Origin of the sequence: Devosia sp., from assembly GCF_036406155.1 — a bacterium.
Lineage (GTDB): Bacteria > Pseudomonadota > Alphaproteobacteria > Rhizobiales > Devosiaceae > Devosia_A.
In genome coordinates this window covers 1-23,737 of record NZ_DASWVV010000006.1, presented here as the reverse complement: position 1 = coordinate 23,737, position 23,737 = coordinate 1, and the positions used below count along the sequence as shown (strand labels likewise).

Sequence of the window (23,737 nt, the reverse complement as noted above, 5' to 3'; positions counted from 1 at the left end):
CCTCGGCCTACTCGGCCGCGTCCTCCTGCTGAGTGAGGCGTTCGCCTTCTTTGTGGGTCCATGTAGAGGTGGCAGCCGCAAGGATGCGGCCACCGCCGTCGGTCATCTGCGCCTCGACGAAACTTATCGTGCGGCCGCGCTTGAGCAGCCGCGCCGTGCACCTGGCCGGTCCCGGCAGGACCGCGCGGAGGTACTGGATGTTCATTTCCACCGTCTTGCCCTGGCTGATCCGGTGGCGCACCAGGCGGCCCATGCAGGTGTCGAAGATCACCCCGATGAGCCCACCGTGAAGCGAGCCCTGCAGGTTCAGCATGAATCCCCGTACCGTGAAGTCGATGGTGCAGGTGTCGCGGTCGAACTGCGGGTGCAGACCGAGCAGCCGGGTGATGAACGAGGACGGGCCAGCACCGGGCGCAGGGATCAGCGCCGACTCGAATGCCGCGCGCACCTCGCTATCGTCCATCGTATTGTCGTGCGGCTGCATCAGCGGGCCACGCCGCGTTCGCGCATGGCCGCAAGTGCGGAGTCGGAAAGACCGAGTTCCTCCTTGAGCACGGCGTCGGTATCGGACCCGAGCGACCGGCCGGCCCAGCGGATAGTCCCCGGCGTTTCCGACATCCGGAACAGCACATTGGGCATGCGGATGGTGCCGAGGTCGGGGTCCTCGACCGCGGCAATCATCTCGCGGTGCACCACCTGCGGGTCACTCATCATGTCGGGGATGGAATAGACGGGAGCGAAGGTGACGGCCGCTTCGGCAGCGGCTTCCATCACCTCGTCCCGCGTGCGCTCCATCATCCAGCTGGCGACTGCCCCATCGAGCAGGTCGACGTGCTCGGCACGTCCCTTGCCGGTCTTGAACCACGGCTGCTGCACGAGGTCGGGCCGGCCCACGAGGAGGATGATGCGCTCCGCCAACTCGTTGGTCGCGGCCGAGACACCGATCCATTTGCCGTCCTTGGTCGGATAGGTGTTGCGCGGGGCCGTGTTCGGCGAGCGATTCCCGGTGCGTTCGGTCGGTATGCCGAGTTGGTCGTAGCGCACGATCGGCAGCGCCATCGTCGACATCAGCGGCTCGAACACCGTCAGGTCGATGACCTGGCCGCCGCCGCCGTGAACGTCGCGATGATAAAGCGCCATCATGATGGCGGCCACGCCGCTGATGCCCGCCATGTAGTCGGCCATCGCAAACGGGGGCAGCGTCGGTGGCCCCTCGGGCTGGCCGGTGAGATGGGCGAACCCGGACATGGATTCGATGAGTGTGCCGAACGCAGGACGATTCTTGTAGGGGCCGTCCTGGCCGAACCCGCTCACCCGCAACAGGATGAGGTTCGGATTGACGCTCTTCAGCCGGTCATAGCCAAGCCCCCATTTCTCGAGGGTGCCCGGACGGAAGCTCTCGACCACGACGTCGGCGGACTTGACCAGTTCGACGAAGATGTCGCCTGCCTCCGGATCGCCAAGATACAGCCCGACACTGCGCTTGTTGCGGCCTGCCACCTTCCACCACAGGGGCATCCCATCCTTGATGTTGCCCATTCGGCGCATGCCGTCCCCGCCTGCGGGGTGCTCGATCTTGATGATATCCGCGCCGAAATCGCCGAGGACCTGACAACAGGTGGGGCCAGCGACCACATTGGCGATTTCCACTACCCGCAGGCCACTCAGCGGCGCGGAGCGATTGGCTTGTGACACGCTCAGTTCCTCCCTTTGCAGACTGTCACCCGCAGAAAGATTATTGTCAACAATCTTCATTCATGAAGTTGCCACTTTCGATCTTTGGTCGTAGACCTTATTGCGCTAGGTGTGCCCCGCGCGCCCGCCCGCGCACACCTGCCCATGAAGAGGGGTTATCCGCTGATGAGCGGCACCAGTTCGAACTTTTCATCCCACCTCACGATCGACCCGCTGGATGCGCCGCCGCTGCGCTTCAAGGTGGCCGAAAGGCTCGAGAAGATGATTGCCGACGGCATCCTCAAACCCGGCGAGCGCCTGCGAGAAAGCGAGCTGGCGGCCATGCTGCAGGTCAGCCGCGGGCCGATCCGCGAGGCCTTGCAGTTGCTGGAGAACGACGGCTGGGTCGAAGTGCGGCCGCGGCTCGGGGCACGGGTGCGCGAACGCACGGAGCGGGAGGTGTGGGAATATTTCGACATGCGCAGCGCGCTCGAAACCCACGCCGCCGGGCTCGCAGCGGCGAGCACCGACGAGGCCGGGCGACGCCGGCTGGCGCAGCTCATGGCGGAGGCCCGCGCCGCGCTCGACACGGGAAGCATCGACGAACTCCGCGAGGCCAACCGGGCCGTGCACCGTCATATCACGGTACTTGGCGGCAACGAGTCCCTGACCTTGCTCGTGCAGCATCTCGGGCGGCGCGTCTACGCGTTCACGCAGCGCACACCGCACCGCTCCCGCGAGGTCTGCCACGAGCATGAGGAAATCGTACAGGCGATTCTCGACCACGATGCCGACAGGGTCGTGGAACTGATGACCGAGCACACGCGCCGCAACTGGCTTGCCTATCAGGAGTATGCCAGGAAGGCTCCGACCGGCGAGGCGGCCCGGGTCGGCACCATCTCCGAAACCTACTGAACCTTCGGTTCCGGGAAGTCGGCGACGATCGCATTGGTTGCCCGCTTGAGGGCGATCAGGCGCCGGTCACGGTCGGCGACCAGTTCGGCAGCCGGCCTGCCGCCGTAATCGTAGAACCCCTTCCCCGCAAGAACACCGGTTCGACCAGCTTCCACGAGCCGGTCGAGGATGTCGTAGTGGTCCACCGGCGCCGGAAACTCGTAGCTGCCGTTCGCAAGCAGCCGCTGGGTCAGCGTGAGGCCGCCAAAATCCGATTTCATGACATGGCCAAGCAGGGCCATGCGGCCCGCCAGCCCGTGCCGGACGGCGGCGTCGATCTCGGCCGGCCCGGCGATGCCCTGTTCCATCAGCCACAGCACCTCGCGTGTCCAGGCGGCCTGCAGCCGATTGGCGACGTAGCCGGGCACGAAGCGGGAGAGGACGACCGGGCGCTTCCCCAGTCCCGCGACGAAAGCCCGGACCGATTCGATCAGATCAGCGGGCGTCTCGGGGCTACCCACGATATCCACCAGTTCGACGATGTAGGGGGGCGCGTACCAGTGGACGATGAGCGTGCGCCCAAGCCGGCCGGCGGGAACCAGCGGAAAGATGTCGAGCCCCGACGTGTTGCTGGCGATCACGGCTGTCCGGGGCGCCAGGCGGTCCAGTTCGGAGAAGATCGACCGCTTGGCCACGGGATCTTCCACCGCCGCCTCGACCACCAGATTGGCATCCGCCACCGCCTCCGCGAGCGTTGGCACAAAGCGGATGCGGGTCAGCGGGTCGGGAGTGTTCGCATCGATCTCGCCGCACTCGGCGAGGACCTGCACGGCCGAGCGGATGCGGCCGGCGGCCCCGGCGAGCGTAGCGGGGTCGACATCGGTGACGGTGACCCTGGCGCCGCCCAGGGCGTGGACCAGGGCGAGGCCATGACCCATTGTCCCGGCCCCGATGATGGCGACGTTCTCGTACATGGCATCCGCTTTCATTCGGTGGCGGCGAAGGGGCTGATGAACTTGCCTTCAAAGAAGGTGAGGGGCGGACGGGCCTCGGCATCGGTGATGACGTCGAGCAGCGTCGGGATTTCACTCGCCAGCGCCGCATCGAGCGCCGTCCCGAACTCTTCCGGGCGCTCGATGCGCACACCATTGGCACCGCAGGCCCTGGCGATCGCTGCGTGATCGACGGGACTGAAGTAGCAGGCGTCGCTGTGCCGGCCGAACTTCACATCCTCGGCATCCTTCTGGTAGCCGAGAACGCCGTTGTTGAGGACGATCACGGTGACGGGCAGGCGCAGCCGCACAGCGGTTTCAAGCTCGGCCCACGAATGGGCAAAGCCGCCGTCGCCGGCGATGCAGATCACGGGCGCCGCCGGCCTCGCCGCCTTGGCACCGAGTGCCATCGGCAGACCCCAGCCGAGGCCCGCCAGGCCCCGCGGGGCGATGAAGCGGGCGCCCGGGGTCCGGGCCGTCAGGTAGTTTGCCATCCAGATCGACGAATAGCTGGCATCGGCGACCACGATGCTCGCAGGCGTCAACCTCCGGTCGATATCGGCCATCAGGCGTTCCGGGCGCACCGGGGAGCGATCGTCGCCGCGCACGGCGCCGGTCAGCCGGTGGAAGCTGGCGAGCCCACGCGAGACGGCCGCTTCTACCGCCGGACGCGCCGCCGCGCGCTTCTCGAGCCCGGCCGCCAGCAGCGCCTCGCGAAGGGCCGCGAGCCCGGGCCTGGCGTCACAGACCATGCGCGCGGAGCGATAGTTCCGCCCGACTTCCGTCCCATCGATATCCATGTGGATGTAACTGGCGCCGGGAGGGTACAGGCTCCAGCTGTCGGTGCCGTTCTGGTTCGTCCGCGTGCCGATGAGAAGGATCACGTCCGCTTCGGTGACGAGCGCGCGCAGGTCCTTCGTGCGCGCCCCGCTGCCCATGAAATAGCCGACGACGCCCAGCGAAAGGGGATGGCTCTCGGCCACGCTGCCCTTGCCCATCACGGTGGTGGCAACCGGAAGATGGCAATCCTCCTGCAGCCGGGCCAGTTCGGCGGTGGCCCCGGAAACATGCACGCCGCCACCGGCAATCACCAGCGGGCGCTCGGCTCCGGCAAGCCGTGCCGCGGCATCGGCCACCGCGACCGGATCGGGAGACGTGCGGTCGAGTGGAAAGACACCTGGCGCCGCGCGCCGGGGTGTGTCCACCGCCTCGTCCAGCAGCAGGTCGGCCGGCACGAGCAGCACGACGGGCCCGGGCCGGCCGGTCGCCGCGATGGTGAAGGCCATGTCGACGTAGTCGTCGATGCGGTCGGCGCGGTCAACGCGGCGGACCCATTTGCTGCAGGCATCGAACAGCCTCGCATGGTCGAATTCCTGGAAGGCGTTCTTGTCGACGGTGTTGCGTGCAACCTCCTGAACCAGGGCCACGATCGCAATCGATGCCTTCAGCGCCTCGCTCAGGGGCGCCACCAGCAGGGCGGCTGCTGGCCCGTTCTGGGCGGTGACCACCGCCACCTTTCCCGAGACACGCGCATAGCCATCGGCCATGGCGCCGCCCATGTTCTCCTGCCGATAGGCCAGCTGCCGCAGGCCGGCCCCGGTCGCGGCCAGCTGGAAGGCGCTGGGCAGGCTTTGGCCGAAGGTGACCTCGACGCCGTGTCGCTTGAACGCCTGGACCAGTTGCTGTGCCACAGTTCGAGCGGGCATGACCATTTCACCTGCCATTGCAGCTAGAGGGCACTCGCCGTGCCGAACAGGGCGGTCACCTGGCTGGACAGTTGACCGCCATTGCCGTGCACGAGCGCGATTTCTGCCCCGTCCACCTGACGGGCCCCGCCCTCGCCGCGCAGCTGCCGGATCGCCTCGATCATGAGGAAGACGCCATACATGCCGGGGTGGCAGCACGACAGCCCACCGCCATTGGTATTGAACGGCAGCGCCCCTCCTGGCGCCAGCCGGCCATTTTCGACAAATCGCCCGCCCTCGCCCTTGGGACAGAAGCCAAGATCCTCGAGGAAGAGAATCGGGTTGATGGTGAAGGCGTCATAGAGCTGTACGAGGTCCACCTCGTCCGGGCCGAGACCCGCCATGGCGAACGCCCGCCGCCCCGAGTCGACGGCCCCCGTGACCGTCAGGTCCGGCATCTGCGAAATCTGTCGATGCGTCGTCGCCGCCGCCGCGCCAAGCACGTAGACGGGCTTGCGCCGGAGGTCCTTCGCTCGGTCGGCGGCCGTAAGGATCACCGCACCGCCGCCGTCCGTGACGAGGCAGCAATCGAGCAGCGAGAGCGGGTCGCACACCATGCGCGAGGCAAGCACCTGAGACACGGTGAGTTCGTCGCGCATCTGGGCATCGGGGTTGAGCTGGGCCCATTTGCGGGCGGCCACGGCGACCTCCGCGAGCTGCTCGCGCGTGGTGCCGTATTGGTGCATGTGCCGCGCCGTGGCCATGGCGTAGGCACCGATGGGATTGCGCGGCCTGTACGGCGCCTCGAAGGTCATCGGCTCCGAGAGCGTCATGAGCTTGCCGCCCGCAGAACGCTGATTCGAGCCGTAGCAGACACAGGCGACCTCGCAGAGCCCGGCCGCAATCGCCAGCATTGCCGGCACCAGATGGGCGACGAAGGAGGAGCCGCCGATATTGGTCCCCTCCAGCACCTTGACGTCCAGCCCGAGATACTCGGGCACCGACATCGCGGGCATGAACTGCGACAGCGTCGCAGTGAAGATGCCGTCGATGTCCTGCACGCGCAGGCCGGCATCCGCGGCGGCGGCGCTGACCGCCACCGCCATCTGGTCGAGCGAGGTCTGGCCCGGCGTGATCCAGGCGGGGGTGGTGCCCACGCCGACGGCGGCCACAGCGCCGCGCAACGCGCTCATGGTGCCGCCTCCGAGGGACGGAACAGCACCAGCGGCTCACCCTTGTCGTCCGTTGCGATGAAGGCCGTGACCTTCATACCGATGGTCACCTGCGCGGGATCGATGTCCTCCACCCGCGACATCATTCGGGGTCCTTCCGCGAGGTCGACGAGGCAGAGATTGTAATCGCCCCCCTGCTCGGCCTTCTGGCGCACGACAGTCGTCGAATAGACCGTGCCGGCACCCGACGCCTGCTGCCAGGTGTAGCGCGAGCTTCCGGAAAACGGCGACACCGTGCGCGGATAGAAGAAGCAGCGGCCGGAGTCGGCGCAACGCTGCAGCAGAAGCCGGCCCTCCTTCAGGCCGTTGCGAAAAGTGACCTCGGGGGCCTCGTCGGGTATCTGGATCATTCTGCGTCTTTCCGCCGACCTGAGAATGCTGCGGCTAGAGTGCCGAAACCGCGGCCGGCATCGGCGAGTTCGACCAGCAGCGGCGCCGGGGCGAGCGAAGCGAGCCCGAACCGCTCATGATAGTGGGCGAGACGGCGCCGGATGTGATCGAGCCCCACCCTGTCGGCGTGGAACATCGGCCCGCCACGCCAGGCGGGCCAGCCATAGCCATGGACCCAGATGACGTCGATGTCGCCTGGGCGGGCGGCGATGCCCTCGGCGAGGATGCGCGCGCCCTCGTTGATCATGGGAAAGAGCAGGCGCTCGAGTATCTCCTCGTCCGGGATCGGCCGGCGCTCGATGCCCGCCGCCTCGGAGAGACCCAGGATGATCTGCTCGACTTCGGGATCGGGCACCGGCTTGCGGCCCTCGTAAAGATAGAAGCCACGCCCCGCCTTCTGCCCCAGGCGCCCGCGTTCATACATCGCGTCGTAGGCAGCGAGCGGCTGTCCGCGGGCCTGGCGCACCCGCCAGTTCACGTCGACGCCGGCAAGGTCGGTCATCGCCAGCGGTCCCATGGGGAAGCCGAAGCCGGTCAGGACCCTGTCGATGTCCTGGGGCAGCGCCCCCTGCAGCAGCATCCGGTCCACCTCGACCGTGCGCTGGCCAAGCATGCGGTTTCCGACGAAGCCGTCGCAGTTCCCCACGACCACGGGAATCTTGCCGATGCGCTTGGCGAGCGCGACGATGCTGGCGACGACCTGCGGGTCCGACTTCTCGCCGCGCACCACTTCGACCAGTTTCATGACGTTGGCCGGACTGAAGAAGTGCATGCCCACGACACGCTCCGGCGAGCCGGTCGCCGCCGCGATCGCGTCGATGCTCAGGGTCGACGTGTTGCTGGCGAGGATGGCGGGAGCGGGCAGGCCGCGGTCCAGATCGGCGAACACATCCTGCTTGAGCGCGAGATCCTCGAACACGGCTTCGATGACGACATCGGCATCGCGCAGTGCGGCCGCTGTCGACGCCTCGGCCGCGATCAGCGCCAGGCGCGCCTCGACGTCCGCAGCGGTCAGCCGGCCGCGCGCGACGGTTGCGTCGTAGGCGCGACGAATGTTGGCCATGCCGCGCGCGAGGGCCTCCGCTGCGGGTTCCACCAGCCGGACGGGCAGCCCGGCATTGGCAAAACACATGGCGATGCCGCCGCCCATGGTGCCGGCACCGACGACCGTCACGCGATCGGTGCGCAGGCTGCTGCGCTCCGTCCCCGAGGGCGCGCGCGCCGCCTCGCGCGTCGCGAAGAAGGCGTGGCGCAGCGCGGCGCATTGCTCGCTCGCCTCCAACTCCTCGAACAACCGGCGCTCGAAGGCGAGCGCCTGCTCGAAACTCATCTGCAGGCCGGCGCCGATGGCCTCGATGCAGGCAATGGGGGAGCGCTGCTGGCCAGCCCGCCTGCGCACCGGTTCCGCCAACGCCTCGAACGCTTCCGGCGCAATCGGCGGGAAGGGAAGGTCGCGGACCCGCGGAAGCGGGTCTGCCGCCCTCGCGCCGGCGAAGGCCGCGGCGCCGACGGCGAGATCTCCCTCGACCACATGGTCCGCCAGTCCGATCTCCACGGCCCGGCGGCCCCCGACCGGCTCGCCGCTGGTGATCATCGCGATCGCCTGCTCGAGCCCGACCAGCCGCGGCAGCAGCTGGGAGCCGCCGGCCCCCGGCAGCAGACCCAGCGTCACCTCCGGCAGGCCGAGACGGGCGTCGGCGGTGACCACCCGGTAGTGGCAGCCCAGCGCCAGTTCCAACCCGCCGCCCAGAGCCACGCCGTGGATCGCCGCGACGACCGGCTTCGTCATTTCCTCCATGCGGGCAATGAGGTGGAAGACGCGTGGCGGTTGCCGCGGCTTGCCAAACTCCCGGATGTCGGCGCCGCCGACGAAACTGCGCCCCGCGCCCATGAGGACGACGGCGCGCACGGCGGGATCGGCATCCGCCTGCTCCAGCGCCTCAAAGAGCGCTGCACGAACCTCCTGGGCAAGGGCGTTCACCGGCGGATTGTCGATGATGAGGAAGCGGATGCCCCCGTCATCGCGCACGCCCAGTGGCGCGGCTGGTTCTGTCTCCGTCACGCTCCCCTCCATAACCGGCGCTCACACTGGACCCAGCAATTGCTGATTGTCAACAACTTACAATCTTGAAATCTACGTGGGAGTGTGGGAGGCTCCTGGGGGAGGCGAGAGCATGCAAGATCTTCTCTGGACCACAGGGAACGGCGTGGCGACGGTTACCCTCAACCGGCCCGAGCGGCTCAACGCCTTTTCCGACTCGATGGTCTTCGGCCTCATCGAACTGCTTGGCGAGTTCGAACGCCGGGACGACACCGGCGTCATCGTCATCACCGGCGCGGGGCGCGGCTTCTGCGCCGGCGGCGACGTGAAGGGGATGGCCGAAACCGCAGTCGTCGACGTCGACGCCCGTGTCGCGGCCCTCCAGCGCAAGCACGGGCTGATCCGGCGCATCCGTTCCGCCCCGCAGGTGGTGGTCGCCGCCATCAACGGCGTGGCGGCGGGCGCCGGCCTGGCTCTTGCCCTCGCCTGCGACGTCCGCATCGCGAGCCGGACGGCGCGCCTCGGCGCGACCTATGCCCGGGTGGGCCTGCCGGGAGACTACGGCATCTCCTATCTCCTGCCGCAGGCGGTCGGGCGGCCGATGGCCCAGCAACTCCTGCTGTCGGGGCGGATGGTGGAGGCAGAGGAGGCGCTGGGGCTGGGACTTGTCACCACGCTCTTTGCTTCCGAAGACTTCAGCGCGGGCGTGGCCGAATTCGCAGAGGGCATCGCCCGCGGCCCGCGCCTCGCCTATGCCGCCATGAAACGCAATCTATGCGCCGGGGAACAAGGCGCACTCGACGCCGTGCTCGACTGCGAGGCACGCAACCTCGTCGCGGCGCTGTTGACCGCCGACCACCGCGAGGCCGCGCTGGCCTTTACCGAGAAGCGCCAGCCAGTGTTCAGGGGACGGTAGCCATGCGCGATCGCCCCCGCCGCCGCGCCCTCGTCACCGGCTCCACCAGCGGAATCGGCCTCGCCATCGCCAGGCGCCTCGCCCAGGACGGCGTTCATGTTGTCGCCCACGGGCTCGGCAGCGCGCAGGAGAATGCGGCGGCACTTCGCGACATCGGCGAAGCGGCCGGTGGCGGCGCGGCGGAGTTCGTGGAGGCCGACCTGCGGGACCGGCACGCCATCGCGCGCCTGATGCAGGACTTGAACGACGGCGGCGGGCTCGACATCCTCGTCAACAACGCCGGCATGCAGCGGGTCGCCGCCATCGATCGGTTCGTGCCCGAGGACTGGGACGACATGCTGGCGGTGAATTTGTCCGCCGCCTTCCATACGATCCGCCTGGCGCTTCCCGGCATGCGCGCCCGCGGCTGGGGCCGCATCGTCAATATTGCCTCGGTCAGCGGGCTGGTTGCGGCGGCCGGCAAGGCACCCTACGCGGCCACCAAGCACGGCCTCGTCGGACTGACCAAGGCCGTGGCGCTGGAAACGGCACGCGAGCCGGTCACCTGCAATGCCGTGTGCCCGGGCTGGGTGCTGACGCCACTGGTGGAGCGTCAGATCCAGTCCCTCGCCAGCGGCGAGGGACTTTCGAGAGACGCCGCCGCCGCTCGCCTGCTCGGGGCGAAGCAGCCGTCGCAGGCTTTCGTGCGCGCGGAAGACGTTGCCGCAGTGGTTTCCTTCCTGTGCTCGGACGCGGCAGGCGAAGTGCGGGGCGCCGCGTGGAATATCGATGGCGGCTACGTCGCCGCGTGAAGGGAGACAGAACGTGTCGGACTACGCGCTCGTCACCGGCGGTGCCGGCAGCATCGGAGGCGCCATCGCAGAGCGCCTCGCGCAAGACGGTTTCCGGGTGGTCATCGTGGATCGGGAGGCGCCGCGGGACGGCAGCCATGCGGCCGTCATCCGCGTCGATCTCTCGGACGCCGAGGAAACGGCGCGGCTGGTGGGCGAATTCTGTGCCGGGCATCGCGTGACCCGGCTGGTCAACAATGCAGGCATCATCAGGCCCGCCTCGCTGCTCGACACCACGGCGGCCGATTTCGATGAGGTGCTTGCCGTCAATGCCCGCGCCGCGATGGTGATGGTGCAGCAGGTCGTGCCCGCCATGCAGCGGGCGGGAATCGGTCGCATCGTCAACATCGCCAGCCGCGCCGCCCTGGGCAAGCAGCTGCGGACGGCCTACTCGGCCAGCAAGGCGGCCCTGATCGGAATGACCCGCACCTGGGCGCTGGAGCTGGCGCGGAGCGGCATCACCGTCAATGCCATCGCCCCGGGGCCGATAAGGACCCCGCTGTTCGACGCCGCCAATCCGGCCGAAGCCCCGGAAACCCAACGAATCATCGCGAGCGTGCCCGTGGGCTTTCTCGGCGAGCCGCGGGACATCGCCGCCGCGACCGCCTTCCTGCTCGCCGACGAAGCGCGCTTCGTGACGGGGCAGACGCTCTATGTCTGCGGCGGCATAACGGTCGGCCTCACCTCTTAATGTAGATCGCAAACTGTTTACAAAGTCCCGCTCGGCGCATATCGTCCTTCGACGCCGAACGGGAGGGCGGCGGCGGGGAGCGGGGCCCGGGGCAGGGTTTCCTCCGTCGACGGCAAGGGAGGGACCATTTGAACACCATAGTACTGGACAACACGACCCGGGCTTCGGGCCAGGCTGAGACACCGGCGCGGGTCCGCGTCACCCAGCTGCGCAAGTCGTTCCAGCGCCACGGCGGCGGTGGCGAAGTCATTCCCGTCAACAATATCAGCCTCGATGTGGCAGCGCACGAGATGGTGGTGCTGCTCGGCCCCAGCGGCTGCGGCAAGACGACCTTGCTGCGCTGCATCGCCGGTCTGGAGACGCCCGAGCGCGGCGAGATCCTGATCAACGGCCAGACCGTCTATTCCTCGCCGTCGGGCATCCTCCTGCCGCCGAACAAGCGTCCGGTCAGCATGGTCTTCCAGTCCTACGCGCTGTGGCCGCACATGACGCTGTTCGACAACGTCGCCTATCCGCTGCAGGCAAGGAACGTTCCAGGGCGCGACATCCGCCAGCGTGTCCTCGACACCCTCGAGGTGGTCGGCCTCACCGCCCTCGCCGCCCAGTATCCCGGCCAGATCTCGGGCGGCCAGCAGCAGCGCGTCGCCCTGGCGCGCGCCGTCGTCTCCCAGACGGGCGTGGTGCTGTTCGACGAGCCCCTGTCGAACGTCGATGCGCGGGTCCGCGAGCAGCTGCGGCTGGAGATCCGCCGCATGCAGAAAGCCCTCGGCTTTTCCGGCATCTACGTCACGCACGACCAGAATGAGGCGATGGCGGTCGCCGACCGCATCGCGGTGCTCAACGACGGTCACATGGAGCAGATCGGAACACCCGAGGAAATCTACAACCTGCCCGATACCACCTATGTCGGCTCGTTCATCGGCAGCGCCAACATCTGGAAGGGGACCGTCCGTTCGATGGCTGCCGACCGCATCGTCGTCGGGACCACCCTGGGCGACCTCGTGATCGATCCGCGCTCCGAACTGATGACCAATGCCGCACCGGCCACGCCCGGAGCGGAAACCCGGGTACTGGTGCGCCCGGAATCCATCGCGGTGCACACCGCCGCCCCGGCCACGGCAGTCAATTGCATCGAATGCGTCGTCGATACCCGCGTCTTCTTCGGTTCCAGCACCGAGTACCTGCTGATCGCCGGTGAGGAACGGATTCGTGTCTGGATACCCGGCATTTCCAGCGTCCCGGAACGGTCGACCGTCTGGCTCACGATCGACCCCGGCCGGCTGCGCCTGATCGCGCCGAGCATCGTTGCCAACGCGGATGAGGGACGCTGACATGAGCATCGCGCAAACTCAGGGCGCGCAGCCGACCCGCCGGTTCCGTTTCAGGGTCTCGGCCTTCGAACTGCTCTCGATCGCGGTCGCGGCGCTCATCGTGTTCCTGGTGGTCTATCCCGCCGTGGTGATGCTGGTCCGCGTCTTCTATGTCGATGGGCAGTTCAACGCCTCGGCCTTCCAGCGCGTGGCCAGCACGAGCTGGCTGCTGCCCACGCTCGGCAATACGGCCATCGCCGTCCTCGGAGGCGGCTTCGTCGCCATCGTCACCGCCTCGCTGTTCGCCTGGCTGAACGAGCGTACCGATGCGCGGCTCAAGGTCATCGGCGACATCATGCCGGTCATTCCCCTGCTGGTGCCCGCCGTTGCCATGGCGATCGGATGGGTCTTCCTCGCCTCGCCCGGGGCCGGTTTCATCAACGGCGCGCTGCGCGCCATATTCGGTCCGCTCGGGCTCAACGTGCAGGTCAACATCCTCTCCTGGCCGGGCGTGATCTTCGTCTATGCGCTGTATTTCGTGCCCTATGTGTACCTGATCGTCGCGGCGGCCTTTCGCAACATCGATCCGGCCCTGGAGGAGGCGTCGCGGCTGTCGGGCGCCAGCATGTGGATGACGCTGCGCCGGGTCAGCCTGCCCGCCATCAAGCCGGCGCTCATCGGCGCGTCGTTGCTGATCGTGATCGTCGGGCTGTCGCTCTATTCGATCCCGGTGGTCATCGCCAACCGCGCCGGCATCGACATCCTTTCGGTGCGCATCCTCCGTTCCCTCACCTTCGAATTCCCGCCCCGGACCGACCAGGCCATCGTGCTGTCGCTGTTCATGCTTGCCGCCATCGCCACGGTCTGGACGATCCAGCGCAGGGTGACGGGTTCGGGCAATTTCGCCACGATCGGCGGCAAGAGCGCCCGGCATGTGCTGGTGGAACTGGGCCCCTGGAAATGGGTGGCCCGCACCTTCATGTTCACCTACATCCTCTTCACCTCGATTCTCCCCCTTGCCGCCCTGCTGCTCGTTGCCCTGCAGCCCTTTTGGCGGCCGGTCATCGACCCGGCGACCTTCACCCTCGACAACTTCTACGAAGCGCTGATCGGGCGGCCGGTGACGCGCACGGGGCTGATGCACAGCCTCGGCCTCGGCATGGTCGTGGGGATCGTCGGCATGCTTCTTGCGGCGCTCATGGCGCTGTATGTCAAGAACGCGCCGCGCTCGGTCGGCCGCGTGGTCGACGGCACGATGAAGTTCCCCGCCGCCCTCTCCCACATCGTCATCGCCGTGGGCTTCCTGCTCGCCTTCAGCGGGCCGCCCTTCAACCTCTCGGGAACGCTGCTGCTGCTGTTCATCGTCTACGTGATCCTGCACCTGCCGGAGGCATCGATCGCGGCCACGGCGGCGGTGTCACAGGTGGGCAAGGATCTGCTCGAGGCCTCGGAGACCTCGGGCGCGTCGCAGGGGCGCACCTTCCGGAAAATCCTGCTGCCGCTGATCGTGCCCGGGTTCGTCTCGGGCTGGGCCCTGCTCTTCGTCTTGACGGCGGGGGAACTGACGGCCTCCTCGCTGCTTGCCGGGATCCGCAATCCCGTGGTGGGCTTCGTGCTGCTCGACATCTGGGAGCAGGGCACTTTCGGCACCCTGGCCGCGCTGGCCTTCACCTTCACCATGATCACCACCGCCATCGTGCTCATCGCCACGCTGGTCAGCCGCAGGGGCTTCCATTCACGCTAGGACGGAGAGCGGGGCGGGCCGGCGCCGCGGGCCATGAGCGCATCGACAGCAGCACGACCGCGAGTGGGCGCGGCGATCTTCTTGGCCCATGTGCTGCTGCACCAGGTGGTGATCATGGCCGCCCGGGTCACCACCTCCTATCGCGTCATCGAGCTAGACCTCGCGGTCGAATGGCTGGGCGTCATCGCGGCGAGCTTCGCGGTCCTGCCGGTGCTTGTCGCGCTGAGCACCGGGGCCCTGCTCGATCGGCACGGGGAACGCCCGGTCATGCTGGCGGGTGCCGCCAGTGGCCTGCTCGGAGCCGCCGGGCTGCTGCTGCTCCCCAGCAGCATCCTCCTGCTCGTCGTGTGCAACCTGTTGCTGGGACTGTCACACCTGTTCTGCGTCATCGCCCAGCACGCCTACACGGCCGGCAACGGCCCGGCCGCCCGGCGGGACCTGAGATTTGGCCACTACACCGCCGTGGTTTCGCTTGGGCAGGTGGTGGCGCCGCTGCTCATCGCGGTGGTCGGCGGCGCCGACGCCGTTCCCGATACGACGGGGCTCTTCGCGCTGGCCGTGGCGGCCGCGCTGTTCAGCGCCATGGCGGTGCTGGCAATGGCCCCCTTGCCGCGTCCGCAGTTCCTGGAGCCCGGTGAGCGCAACGGTGTCCGCACCGTCCTGCGCTATCCCGGCGTCCCCGCCGCCATAGCCGTGGGCGTGGCGGTCATGTGCTCGATCGACCTGCTGATGATCTATCTGCCCGTGCTCGGGGCCGAAGCGCTCATCCCGGCGGCGACTGTCGCCGTCCTGCTGACGGTGCGTGCCGCCGTTTCCCTGTTGTCCCGCCTCGCTTTCGGCATCCTGCTCCGGACGATGGGGCGGCGGGCGCTGATGACCGCGGCGATGGCCGCCCTCGCGTTCGGCTTCGGCGTCCTGGTGTTTCCGCTTCCAGTCTGGGCCATGCATGGCGCCATGATGGTGACCGGTTTCGGTATCGGCGTGGCGACGCCGCTCACGTTGAGCTGGATCACCGGGATCGTACCGGAGCAGGCGCGCGGCCTCGCGCTGTCGCTGCGGCTCTCGGGCAACCGCGCCGGGCAGTTCGTGCTGCCGCTGGTTGCCGGTCTCGTCATCGGGGGATGGGGCATTGGCTCGGTCTTCGGACTGCTGGCGGTTGTGCTGGTCGGCCTCACCGGCGTCAGCCATGCCGCAATTCGCGATGACAAGAGGAATGAAAATTGTTGACAATCATACATCGCGCATCCGATGCTCGCCGGAGCTAGGAGGATGATGCCATGAACCAGATGACCCAGCCCGAGCTGGTGCTCTATGCCGTCGAGAACCGGGTAGCGACGATAACCCTGAACCGCCCCGAGAAGCTCAACGCATTCAGCGATGACTCGGTGATGCAACTCGGTGCGGCCCTGCGCCGGTTCGACATCGACGCCGATGCCGACGTGGCGGTCATTCGCGGCAACGGCCGGGCATTTTCGAGCGGCGCCGACGTTATCCAGCGCCAGTTGCGGCCGCGCGAAGAGCTGGTCAAGTATGGCGGCCCGCAGGCCTGGGGGGCGCATGCCAACGACTTGCTCACCCGCGCCACCAACTGGAAGCCGGTGATCAGCGCGGTGCACGGCTACGCCATCGGCATGGCACTGGGGCTCGCACTGGAGAGCGAGCTCATCGTGGCCGAGGAAGGAACGAAATTCCAGGTGACCGAGACCTCACGCGGCCTCGCCCCGGTACGCTACTGGGCCCTGATGAATCTGCGCGGCGGCGGCAGCTTCGCGGTCGAGGCGACCATCACCGGCCGCTTCTTCACTGCCGAAGAGGGATTCAAGGCCGGCATCATCGACCGCGTCACGCCCAAGGGCGAGCACATGCAGGTGGCCTACGAGCTCGCCCGGCAGATCGCGGAAAATCCGCCGCTCAGCGTGCGCGCCGCGGTGCGCGCCCGCCGCTGGTACATGGACCAGGCCGAACGCGAGGCCTATCTGCAGACGGCCCCGCTGAAGCTGCACCTGACCGAAGACTTCCACGAGAGCGCGAAGGCGTTTGCCGAGAAGCGCAAGGGCGGCCCCTACAAGGGCCGCTGAGCGCGCACGACACCGGCGCCAGCGGCATTCGGCCGCCGGCGCCGGACATCACCTTCCCGGGGGCCATGGCACCTCTTCGGAGGGACGGCAGCCAGCGACACGTCAGGGTGAGCAAGACCTTCTAGCGGCCAACGAAAACCCGCCGGCGGGCGCTCTCGATATGCGCCTGCATGCGCTCGCGAGCGAGGTCGGCCTGGCCTGTGCGGATGGCTTCGAAGATCGCCCAATGCTCGCGGTTTGCCGTAGTCAGCCGTTCCACCGTTGATCGGGTGGACAAGGTGGCGGCGATGGAAATGCCGATGCGGATGGCGTTCGTCACCGAGTGGATCGTGCGCACGAAATAGTCATTCTCGCTGGCCTGGGCGACGGCGATGTGGAAGGCGATGTCCTCGTCGGCCCCCAGGCCGCCCTCGGCGATGCAGCGATCCATCGCCTCCAGTGCCATTTCGATATCGGCGATGCGCGTCCTGGAATTGTGTTGCGCGGCCAGACGCGCGCCCTCGCCCTCAACGCCGACGCGAAATTCGTAGCAGCGCTGGATATCGGCGATGCTGCCGAGCATCGGCTCGTCGGCTTCGAGCCTCGTCGCCTGGGCCGTCGCCAAGCCGTCCTCCAGGACGCCCGAGGAGTTCGGCAAGGGCAGCATCGAGGGCCTCTGGGCCTCCGAATCCTCCAACAACGCCAATGTCGGCGGCTCGCTGGCGCTTGCGTATATCGCCTATGCCCGGTTCAAGGGGAAGCGCATCCACTTCGAGGACGACTGAGCCGGGCGGGAAACCGCCCGGACGGCACCCGTGGCGAGGGCGATGACGCGACCAGGCGCGTGTCGGGCAGGCTCTTGAGCGCTTGAGCAGGGACCCCCGACCGCTCCTCCCTTCCCGACCATCCGGTCGGCCGCCGCAAGGCTCGATCGGCAAGCCAGCTGCAAACCACGGCGGCCGGCAGGAGCAACTGGCGCGTCAGGCGATCGAGAAGAGTGGCGCGCCCGAAGAGATTCGAACTCCTGACCCCCAGATTCGTAGTCTGGTGCTCTATCCAGCTGAGCTACGGGCGCGCAGGTGCGGGGCGGGCCCCGCGGACCGCGGACACTTATACTGGCTCATGCGCCATTGCAAGCGCCGGCGCACCAGCGGCGGCACGACGGGCGCCCCGCCCCTCAGCCGAGCCGGACGGCGGCGGGCAGGATGACGTCGAAACGCGTGCCCGCCGCCTGCGGCACGTGCTCGAGCCGGCCGCCATGCGCCTCGACGAGCTCGCGCGCGATGGCGAGGCCGAGCCCGGTGCCGCCGGCGCGGGCCGACCCCTCGAAGGCGACGAACAAATTCTCGAGGGCGCGCGGCGGCAGGCCCGGGCCGTTGTCGGACACCGAGACGACGAGCGTTTCGGCAGTCTGCTCGAGGCCGATCTCGACGGCGGGGTGGCCGATCTGCGCGGTTGCCGCCTCCAGCGCCTCGCGCGCGTTCTTGAGCAGGTTGAGGAACACCCGCCCGAGCTGGTCGCGGTCGACATTGACGGTCAGCTCGCCGGGAACGGCGTTGGCCACGGCGATGTCGGGGTGGGCGGCGAGGCGGGCGCCGAACACCGCCTCCTCGATAATGGCGCGCAGCGCGGTCGGCGCCGGCCGCGGCGGGGTGGCGCTCTGCCGGCCGTAGTCGAGCACCGACTGGGCGAAGCCGATGGCCCTGTCGATGGACTGCACCAGCCGCGGCGCCAGGCGCTGCACCTTGGGATCGTCGAGATTGGCGACCTGGTCGGAGAGCAGCTGCGCCGAGGTCAGCGTGTTGCGCAGGTCGTGGTTGATCTTGGCCACGGCCAGGCCGAGATCGGCAAGGTGGCGGCGCTGGCGCAGCATGGAATAGATGCTGGTCTGCATCTCCGCCAGCTGGCGCTCGAGGATGCCGATCTCGTCGCGGCGCGCCGACGGCGCGAGGATGAGGGCGGCGGTCTCCGGCTCCTGGCGGAAGCCCACGACATTGGCGATCAGCCGGCGGATCGGGGCGATGATGACGAAGCTGACGAAGACGTAGAGCACCACCGCCGTCATCACCGCGACGATCAGGGACAACAGGAAGATGTTGCGCGAATAGAGCAGCAGGGCGTGGCGCAGCGGCAGTTCCGACACCAGCACCTCGACGAGGCTGTCCTCGCTGCCGTCGCCGCTGCCCACGATGCGCAGCACGCGCGTGCCGCCGAAGGCCAGCGTGTCGACGGCGCCGGCGATGAGGGCGGCCGGCGAGGCGGCGCGCATGTCGACGGTGAGCGCCTCGCGCGGCATCGGCGCCGCTTCCAGCTCGATCAGCTGGCTCTGCCCCTCGCGCCGGTAGACGATGGCGATGGCCCCGGCCGAATTGAGCAGCCGGTCGGTGAGGCTGCGCGGCAGGGCCATGATGTCGGGCACGGCATCGAGCACGCGCGCGGCGACGATGCCGATGCGCAGCCGGTCCTGCAGCCAGCTGGCGCGGAAGTTGGCGGCGGAGGGCAGGTAGATGACCACTTCGACCGCGAGGATCACGAGGATGATCGTGGCGATGAGCTTGACGGAGAGGCCCGAGAAGGGGCCAGGCATCGCGCGGGTGTGGGTGGCCATGGCTGATGATTAGCCAGAAAGCACAGCGACTTCCAGCCGCAACGGCGCCCCGCCCTGCAGAAAGCGGCGCGGCTTCAGGGGAGCAGGCGGACGAGGGCGGCGAGGCGGAGGGCGAACGGGCCGGGCTGCCGGCCCTGCGCCTCCAGCCCCAGCCGGCGGGCGATGTCGGCGAGGCCTGGATAGGGGGCGACGAAAGCGGCGAGGTGGCGCGCCTCAAGCCCGTTGGCGATGGCCAGCGCGAACAGGGCAATCAGTTCGCCGGCGCCGGGCCCGACGATGCCGGCGCCGAGGACGCGGCCCTTGCGGTCGGTGACCAGCTTGGCCACGCCGTAGCTCTGGCGCATGGCGCGGGCCCGCTCGTTCTGCGCGAAGGACCAGCGGGTGACGACGAAATCGTCGCCGCCCCGGGCCCGGGCCGCCGCCTCGCTCAGGCCCACCTCGGCGATCTCGGGATCGGTGTAGGTGACCGCCGGAATCAGTTCCGGCCGGTGGCGCCGCGGCAGCGCCAGCAGCGCATGGCGGACGACGAGGCCGGCCTGGTATTCGGCCAGCTGCGCCGACTGGCCCGGAAAGGCCGCGTCGCCGACGGCGTAGATGCGCCGGTTGGAGGTGCGCAGGGACGGCCCCACGCGCAGCTGCCGGGCATCGCCGGCGGCGCGGCGGACACCGGCCTGCTCGAGCCCGAGGCCGTCGAGTTCGGGCACTCTTTCGCCGGCGACGAGGATGTGGGAGGCGTCCAGCATCTGCTCGCGCCCGGCGGCGGTGACGATGACGCCGATGCCCTGGCTGCGCGCCTGGATCTGGCTGACCCGGGTGTCGGCGCGAATGTCGACCCCCTCCTCGCGCAGCCGCCGCAGCGCCACTTCGGCCAGGTCCGGATCGCTGTGCGGCAGTGGCCGGCCGGCTTCGACGACGGTCACCTGCGCCCCCAGCCGGCGGTAGGACTGCGCCAGCTCCAGCCCCACCGGCCCGGCGCCGATGATCACCAGATGCGTGAGCTTGCGGGTGTTGTCGAAGATGGTCTCGGTCGTGAAATAGGGCACGCTGTCGAGGCCGGGGATGGCGGGGATGGCGGAACGCGAGCCGGTGGCGATGACGAAGCGGCGGGCGCGGATATCGAACGGCCCGGCGCGCAGCGTGCGCGGATCGGTGAAGCGGCCCTCGGCCGCGACGAATTCGGCGCCGAGCGCCTCGAGCCGCGGCGCGGCATGCTCGGGGGCGAGCCCCGCGATCACCTGCTGGATGTGGTCGTGCAGCCGGCGCGAGTTGACGCGCGGCTCGTCGGCGGCGATGCCGAAGGCGGCGCCGCTGCGGATGGCGTGGGCATGCGCCGCCGCGGCGGCGAGCGCCCTGGAGGGCACGGCGGCGTTGTTGAGGCTGCTCCCACCGGGCCTGCCGCGCTCGACGAGGACGACGGAGGCGCCGTAGGCCCGGGCCGCCGCAACGATCGCCAGCCCGCCGGCGCCGGCCCCGATGACGCACAGATCGGGTGTCAGGATTTCAGCCATTGGATCGTACCGGTTTCCCCAAGCCAGCGCCGCGGCAACGGCAGCCGCCGCTGCCGCGACGGCAGCGCTTCCATAGCATCGACGGCAGCCCGGCAATAGCCGGAACCGCGCCGGCGGCGCAAACCGCGCCGGGGCGCTCATCCCGCCGGGCGCGCGTTGACTTGGACACCCGAATTCCCTATAAGCCCGCCCAACCTGCCGAGGTCGGGCACGCCCCGGTTTTGCCGCGGCGAGCATCTTGCGCAAGCTTTGAACGAGAGGAACCGCGCCGGGCGTGGTCTGATGTCATGAAACGTACCTACCAGCCGAGCCAGCTCGTCCGCACGCGCCGCCACGGTTTCCGTGCCCGCATGGCGACCAAGAACGGCCGCAAGATCATCAATTCCCGCCGCGCCCTCGGCCGCAAGAAGCTCTCGGCCTAAGGCAGTGGCCGCATGACGGCCGTGCCGGAAACGCCCGGAGCGCCCAAGCGACTCCTCAAGAGGTCCGAATTTCTCAGGGCCGCCCGGGGCAGCCGCACCGGGCGTTCTGCGTTTTCGCTGCAGGCGGTCGCCAGCAGCCTGCCCGAGCCGCGCCTCGGCTTCACCGTCACCAAGCGGATCGGCAACGCGCCCGAGCGCAACCGCATCCGGCGCCGCCTGCGCGCCGCCGCGCAGGCTTGCGCCGGCCGCTTCCAGCCCCGACATGACTACGTACTCGTTGGCCGCCGCGAAGCGCTGGTGCAGCCGTTCGACCGGCTCGTCGACGAACTGTCCGCCGCCATCGACAAGATCAACGCCACCACGGCCAAGCGCCCCCGGGATCCCAGATAATGCAGACCGACAACCGCAACATGATCCTCGCCATCGTGCTGAGCCTGGTCGTGCTCTTCGGCTGGCAGTATTTCGTGGCCGGCCCGCAGATGGAAAAGGTGCAGCGCGAGGCGCAGATCGCGGCGCAGCAGCAGGCTGACCAGGCCGTCGCCCCGCCGACGGCAAGCGGGGAAGTTCCCGCCGCCCAGGAGGCCGCCGGCACGCCGGTCTTCGCCGACCGCGCCGCCGCCGTGGCCGCGAGCGAGCGCGTCGGCATCGCGACCGCGTCCCTCGACGGCTCCATCAATTTGACGGGCGGCCGGCTCGACGACCTGCGGCTCAGAAACTACCACGAGACGGTCGACCCGACGAGCGCCGAGATCACGCTGCTGTCGCCCGCCGGCGTCGCCAACGCTTATTTCGTCGAGCAGGGCTGGGTCGATGCCGCGGGCAGCACCCGCCCCGGCGCCGACGCCGTGTGGACCGTGGAGGGCGCCAACGCCACGCTGACCGAAGCCACGCCGGTGACCCTGCGCCACGACGACGGCAAGGGGCTGGTGTTCCGCCGCACCTTCGCGGTCGACGAGAACTATCTGTTCACCGTGACGCAGTCCGTCGAGAACACCACCGGCGGCGACGTCGCCCTGTTCCCCTACTCGCGGGTCGCCCGCCACGGCACGCCGCACACGGCCAATTTCTTCATCCTGCAGGAAGGCCCGCTCGGCGTGCTCGGGGCGCAGAACCTCATCGAGATGAGCTATGCCGACCTCGCCAAGGAAGGCCAGAGGAATGTCGACAGCACCGGCGGCTGGCTGGGCTTCACCGACAAATACTGGGCGGCCGCCATCCTGCCGGAACCGGGGGCGGCGATCAGCGCCCGCTTCTTCCACAGCAAGCCCGGCGCGCTCGACGTCTACCAGGCGAGTTTCGTCGGCCAGGCGCCGGTGACCGTCGCCGCCGGCGCCACCGCCGCGCATACGAGCTACGTCTTCGCCGGCGCCAAGGTGGAGTCGATCATCGATTCCTACGAGAAGGCCTACGGCTTCGACCGCATCGAACTCTTGATCGATTGGGGCTGGTTCCACTTCATCACCAAGCCGATGTTCTACATCATCCGCGCGCTGCACGGCTTGCTGGGCAATTTCGGCCTCGCCATCCTGGCGGTGACGGTCATCGTCAAGGGCCTGTTCTTCCCGCTCGCCAACCGCTCCTACGCCTCGATGGCGGCCATGCGCCGCGTGCAGCCGGAGATGAAGGCCATCCAGGAGCGCTTCAAGGACGACCGCGCCGCCCAGCAGCAGGCCATGATGGAGCTCTACAAGAAGGAGCGCATCAACCCGCTGGCGGGCTGCTGGCCGATCCTCATCCAGATCCCGGTGTTCTTCTCGCTGTACAAGGTGCTGTTCGTCACCATCGAGATGCGGCACGCCCCGTTCTTCGGCTGGATCCAGGACCTGGCGGCGCCGGACCCCACCAACATCTTCACCCTGTTCGGCCTGATCCCCTGGGACCCCACGGTGCTGCCGATGGTCGGCGGGCTGCTGCATTTGGGCGTGTGGCCGCTGATCATGGGCATCACCATGTGGGTGCAGATGCGCCTCAACCCGCCGCCGCCCGACCCGACCCAGGCCATGATCTTCAACTGGATGCCGGTCATCTTCACCTTCATGCTGGGCAGTTTCCCGGCCGGGCTGGTCATCTACTGGGCGTGGAACAACCTGCTTTCCGTCACCCAGCAGTGGATCATCATGAAGCGGCACGGCGCCGAGGTGAACCTGCTCGGCAACATCGCGGCGAGCTTCCGGCGCAAGCCCAAGGCCACCACCGAAAAGCCTGCAGGCGGCAAGGCCGGCTGACGAGGCCGGATTGGATGCGCTCTGCGTCATCGCGGCGCCCGGGAGCGGCACCGACCAGCTGTGGCAGGCGCTCGCCGAGGCGCCCGAACTCGCCTGCTATCCGGGCGGCTGCGCCGGTGGCCGGGCCGGCGGCGTGGATGCGGCCCGCTTTCCGCTGCTGCGCCGGCTGACCGGCATCGATTTCACCGACGCGCACGACCCCCGGCTCACCGAGTTCATCCGGACACGCCCCGCGGCCTGGCTCGACGTGCTGGAGATCGCGGCCAGGGACGCGGGCAAGCGGGTGATGGCGTTCCCGCTGCACCACGACGACCTCGAGCCGAAGCTCGTCGAGCGCGAGCTCATGGCGCGCGCCGGACTGCGCGTGGTGCTGGTGATGCGCCGGCAGGTCGACAGCTTCGTCGCCTGGCGCCGGGCGGCGGCGCTGGCACAGCTGTGCGACAGCGGCACGGTCGGCCTCAGGCTGAAGCTGCAGCCCGACGATTTCTGCCTGTGGATGGAGGCGCAGGAGCGCTGGT

Annotated in this window: 23 protein-coding genes and 1 tRNA gene; 13 read left to right on the top strand and 11 right to left on the bottom strand. The window is 68.7% G+C overall.

The window, feature by feature from the left end:
- Positions 1 to 7: 7 nt before the first annotated feature.
- Together VGD93_RS00265 and VGD93_RS00260 are read right to left on the bottom strand one after the other, a co-directional pair.
- On the bottom strand, positions 8 to 463 hold the full coding sequence (locus tag VGD93_RS00265; protein ID WP_395008024.1) for a PaaI family thioesterase: 456 nt from the start codon (positions 461 to 463) through the stop codon (positions 8 to 10).
- Positions 464 to 483: 20 nt separating this feature from the next.
- On the bottom strand, positions 484 to 1,695 hold the full coding sequence (locus VGD93_RS00260; protein ID WP_395008022.1) for a CaiB/BaiF CoA transferase family protein: 1,212 nt from the start codon (positions 1,693 to 1,695) through the stop codon (positions 484 to 486).
- A gap of 144 nt (positions 1,696 to 1,839) precedes the next feature.
- On the opposite strand from VGD93_RS00260, the gene VGD93_RS00255 reads away from it, so the two are divergent.
- The gene (locus tag VGD93_RS00255) at positions 1,840 to 2,589 is read left to right on the top strand and encodes a GntR family transcriptional regulator (protein ID WP_395008020.1); all 750 of its coding nucleotides are present in this window, start codon (positions 1,840 to 1,842) and stop codon (positions 2,587 to 2,589) included.
- On the opposite strand, the gene VGD93_RS00250 is transcribed toward VGD93_RS00255, so the two are convergent.
- Genes VGD93_RS00250 through VGD93_RS00230 form a run of 5 tightly spaced genes read right to left on the bottom strand, consistent with a single transcriptional unit; the run spans position 2,583 to position 8,929 of the window.
- Positions 2,583 to 3,542, bottom strand: a complete 960-nt coding sequence (locus tag VGD93_RS00250; RefSeq protein ID WP_395008018.1) for a 3-hydroxyacyl-CoA dehydrogenase family protein — start codon at positions 3,540 to 3,542, stop codon at positions 2,583 to 2,585. The genes VGD93_RS00255 and VGD93_RS00250 overlap by 7 nt on opposite strands.
- A gap of 11 nt (positions 3,543 to 3,553) precedes the next feature.
- Positions 3,554 to 5,272, bottom strand: coding sequence for an acetolactate synthase catalytic subunit (locus VGD93_RS00245; protein ID WP_395008016.1), 1,719 nt, complete (start codon positions 5,270 to 5,272; stop codon positions 3,554 to 3,556).
- A 17-nt stretch (positions 5,273 to 5,289) separates the two neighbouring features.
- Entirely contained in the window at positions 5,290 to 6,438 is a 1,149-nt protein-coding gene (locus tag VGD93_RS00240; protein ID WP_395008014.1) for a thiolase, read from the bottom strand.
- Positions 6,435 to 6,827 carry a Zn-ribbon domain-containing OB-fold protein gene (locus tag VGD93_RS00235; protein WP_395008013.1) on the bottom strand — a complete coding sequence of 131 codons (393 nt, stop codon included), beginning with the start codon at positions 6,825 to 6,827 and terminating at the stop codon, positions 6,435 to 6,437. Before VGD93_RS00235 ends, VGD93_RS00240 begins: the two co-directional genes overlap by 4 nt.
- Entirely contained in the window at positions 6,824 to 8,929 is a 2,106-nt protein-coding gene (locus tag VGD93_RS00230; RefSeq protein ID WP_395008011.1) for a 3-hydroxyacyl-CoA dehydrogenase NAD-binding domain-containing protein, read from the bottom strand. The genes VGD93_RS00235 and VGD93_RS00230 overlap by 4 nt, the downstream gene beginning before the upstream one ends.
- Before the next feature lie 112 nt (positions 8,930 to 9,041).
- On the opposite strand from VGD93_RS00230, the gene VGD93_RS00225 reads away from it, so the two are divergent.
- The 7 genes from VGD93_RS00225 to VGD93_RS00195 all read left to right on the top strand — a co-directional run bounded on the left by VGD93_RS00225 (position 9,042) and on the right by VGD93_RS00195 (position 16,477).
- Positions 9,042 to 9,824 carry an enoyl-CoA hydratase-related protein gene (locus tag VGD93_RS00225; protein ID WP_395008009.1) on the top strand — a complete coding sequence of 261 codons (783 nt, stop codon included), beginning with the start codon at positions 9,042 to 9,044 and terminating at the stop codon, positions 9,822 to 9,824.
- 2 nt (positions 9,825 to 9,826) lie between these two features.
- On the top strand, positions 9,827 to 10,615 hold the full coding sequence (locus VGD93_RS00220) for a 3-hydroxybutyrate dehydrogenase (protein ID WP_395008007.1): 789 nt from the start codon (positions 9,827 to 9,829) through the stop codon (positions 10,613 to 10,615).
- A 13-nt stretch (positions 10,616 to 10,628) separates the two neighbouring features.
- Positions 10,629 to 11,345, top strand: coding sequence for an SDR family NAD(P)-dependent oxidoreductase (locus VGD93_RS00215; protein WP_395008005.1), 717 nt, complete (start codon positions 10,629 to 10,631; stop codon positions 11,343 to 11,345).
- Between the two features lie 128 nt (positions 11,346 to 11,473).
- Positions 11,474 to 12,676: an ABC transporter ATP-binding protein gene (locus VGD93_RS00210; RefSeq protein WP_395008003.1), complete on the top strand. Its 1,203-nt coding sequence runs from the start codon at positions 11,474 to 11,476 to the stop codon at positions 12,674 to 12,676.
- A 1-nt stretch (position 12,677) separates the two neighbouring features.
- The gene (locus tag VGD93_RS00205; RefSeq protein ID WP_395008001.1) at positions 12,678 to 14,399 is read left to right on the top strand and encodes an ABC transporter permease; all 1,722 of its coding nucleotides are present in this window, start codon (positions 12,678 to 12,680) and stop codon (positions 14,397 to 14,399) included.
- A 33-nt stretch (positions 14,400 to 14,432) separates the two neighbouring features.
- Entirely contained in the window at positions 14,433 to 15,626 is a 1,194-nt protein-coding gene (locus VGD93_RS00200) for an MFS transporter (RefSeq protein WP_395007999.1), read from the top strand.
- A gap of 50 nt (positions 15,627 to 15,676) precedes the next feature.
- Complete coding sequence (locus VGD93_RS00195; RefSeq protein ID WP_395007997.1) at positions 15,677 to 16,477, top strand: enoyl-CoA hydratase/isomerase family protein; 801 nt, start codon at positions 15,677 to 15,679, stop codon at positions 16,475 to 16,477.
- Between the two features lie 121 nt (positions 16,478 to 16,598).
- Here the strand turns inward: VGD93_RS00195 and VGD93_RS00190 are convergent, their stop codons facing one another.
- Positions 16,599 to 17,039: a FadR/GntR family transcriptional regulator gene (locus VGD93_RS00190; protein ID WP_395007995.1), complete on the bottom strand. Its 441-nt coding sequence runs from the start codon at positions 17,037 to 17,039 to the stop codon at positions 16,599 to 16,601.
- Between VGD93_RS00190 and VGD93_RS00185 the strand changes: the two genes are divergently transcribed.
- The gene (locus VGD93_RS00185; protein ID WP_395007993.1) at positions 17,026 to 17,241 is read left to right on the top strand and encodes a tripartite tricarboxylate transporter permease; all 216 of its coding nucleotides are present in this window, start codon (positions 17,026 to 17,028) and stop codon (positions 17,239 to 17,241) included. The genes VGD93_RS00190 and VGD93_RS00185 overlap by 14 nt on opposite strands.
- A gap of 213 nt (positions 17,242 to 17,454) precedes the next feature.
- Here the strand turns inward: VGD93_RS00185 and VGD93_RS00180 are convergent.
- The 3 genes from VGD93_RS00180 to VGD93_RS00170 all read right to left on the bottom strand — a co-directional run bounded on the left by VGD93_RS00180 (position 17,455) and on the right by VGD93_RS00170 (position 20,572).
- Positions 17,455 to 17,531 (bottom strand) — tRNA-Arg (locus tag VGD93_RS00180).
- A gap of 102 nt (positions 17,532 to 17,633) precedes the next feature.
- Positions 17,634 to 19,064, bottom strand: a complete 1,431-nt coding sequence (locus tag VGD93_RS00175) for a sensor histidine kinase (protein ID WP_395007991.1) — start codon at positions 19,062 to 19,064, stop codon at positions 17,634 to 17,636.
- Between the two features lie 74 nt (positions 19,065 to 19,138).
- Entirely contained in the window at positions 19,139 to 20,572 is a 1,434-nt protein-coding gene (locus VGD93_RS00170) for a dihydrolipoyl dehydrogenase family protein (RefSeq protein WP_395007990.1), read from the bottom strand.
- Between the two features lie 287 nt (positions 20,573 to 20,859).
- Between VGD93_RS00170 and rpmH the strand changes: the two genes are divergently transcribed.
- From rpmH to VGD93_RS00150, 4 genes are all read left to right on the top strand, one after another.
- Positions 20,860 to 20,994 carry a 50S ribosomal protein L34 gene (rpmH, locus tag VGD93_RS00165; RefSeq protein ID WP_395007988.1) on the top strand — a complete coding sequence of 45 codons (135 nt, stop codon included), beginning with the start codon at positions 20,860 to 20,862 and terminating at the stop codon, positions 20,992 to 20,994.
- Between the two features lie 12 nt (positions 20,995 to 21,006).
- Complete coding sequence (gene rnpA, locus VGD93_RS00160; RefSeq protein WP_395007986.1) at positions 21,007 to 21,384, top strand: ribonuclease P protein component; 378 nt, start codon at positions 21,007 to 21,009, stop codon at positions 21,382 to 21,384.
- On the top strand, positions 21,384 to 23,219 hold the full coding sequence (gene yidC / locus VGD93_RS00155; RefSeq protein ID WP_395007985.1) for a membrane protein insertase YidC: 1,836 nt from the start codon (positions 21,384 to 21,386) through the stop codon (positions 23,217 to 23,219). The genes rnpA and yidC overlap by 1 nt, the downstream gene beginning before the upstream one ends.
- 10 nt (positions 23,220 to 23,229) lie before the next feature.
- The coding region (locus tag VGD93_RS00150; RefSeq protein ID WP_395007983.1) for a hypothetical protein at positions 23,230 to 23,737 on the top strand (508 nt) is incomplete at its 3' end.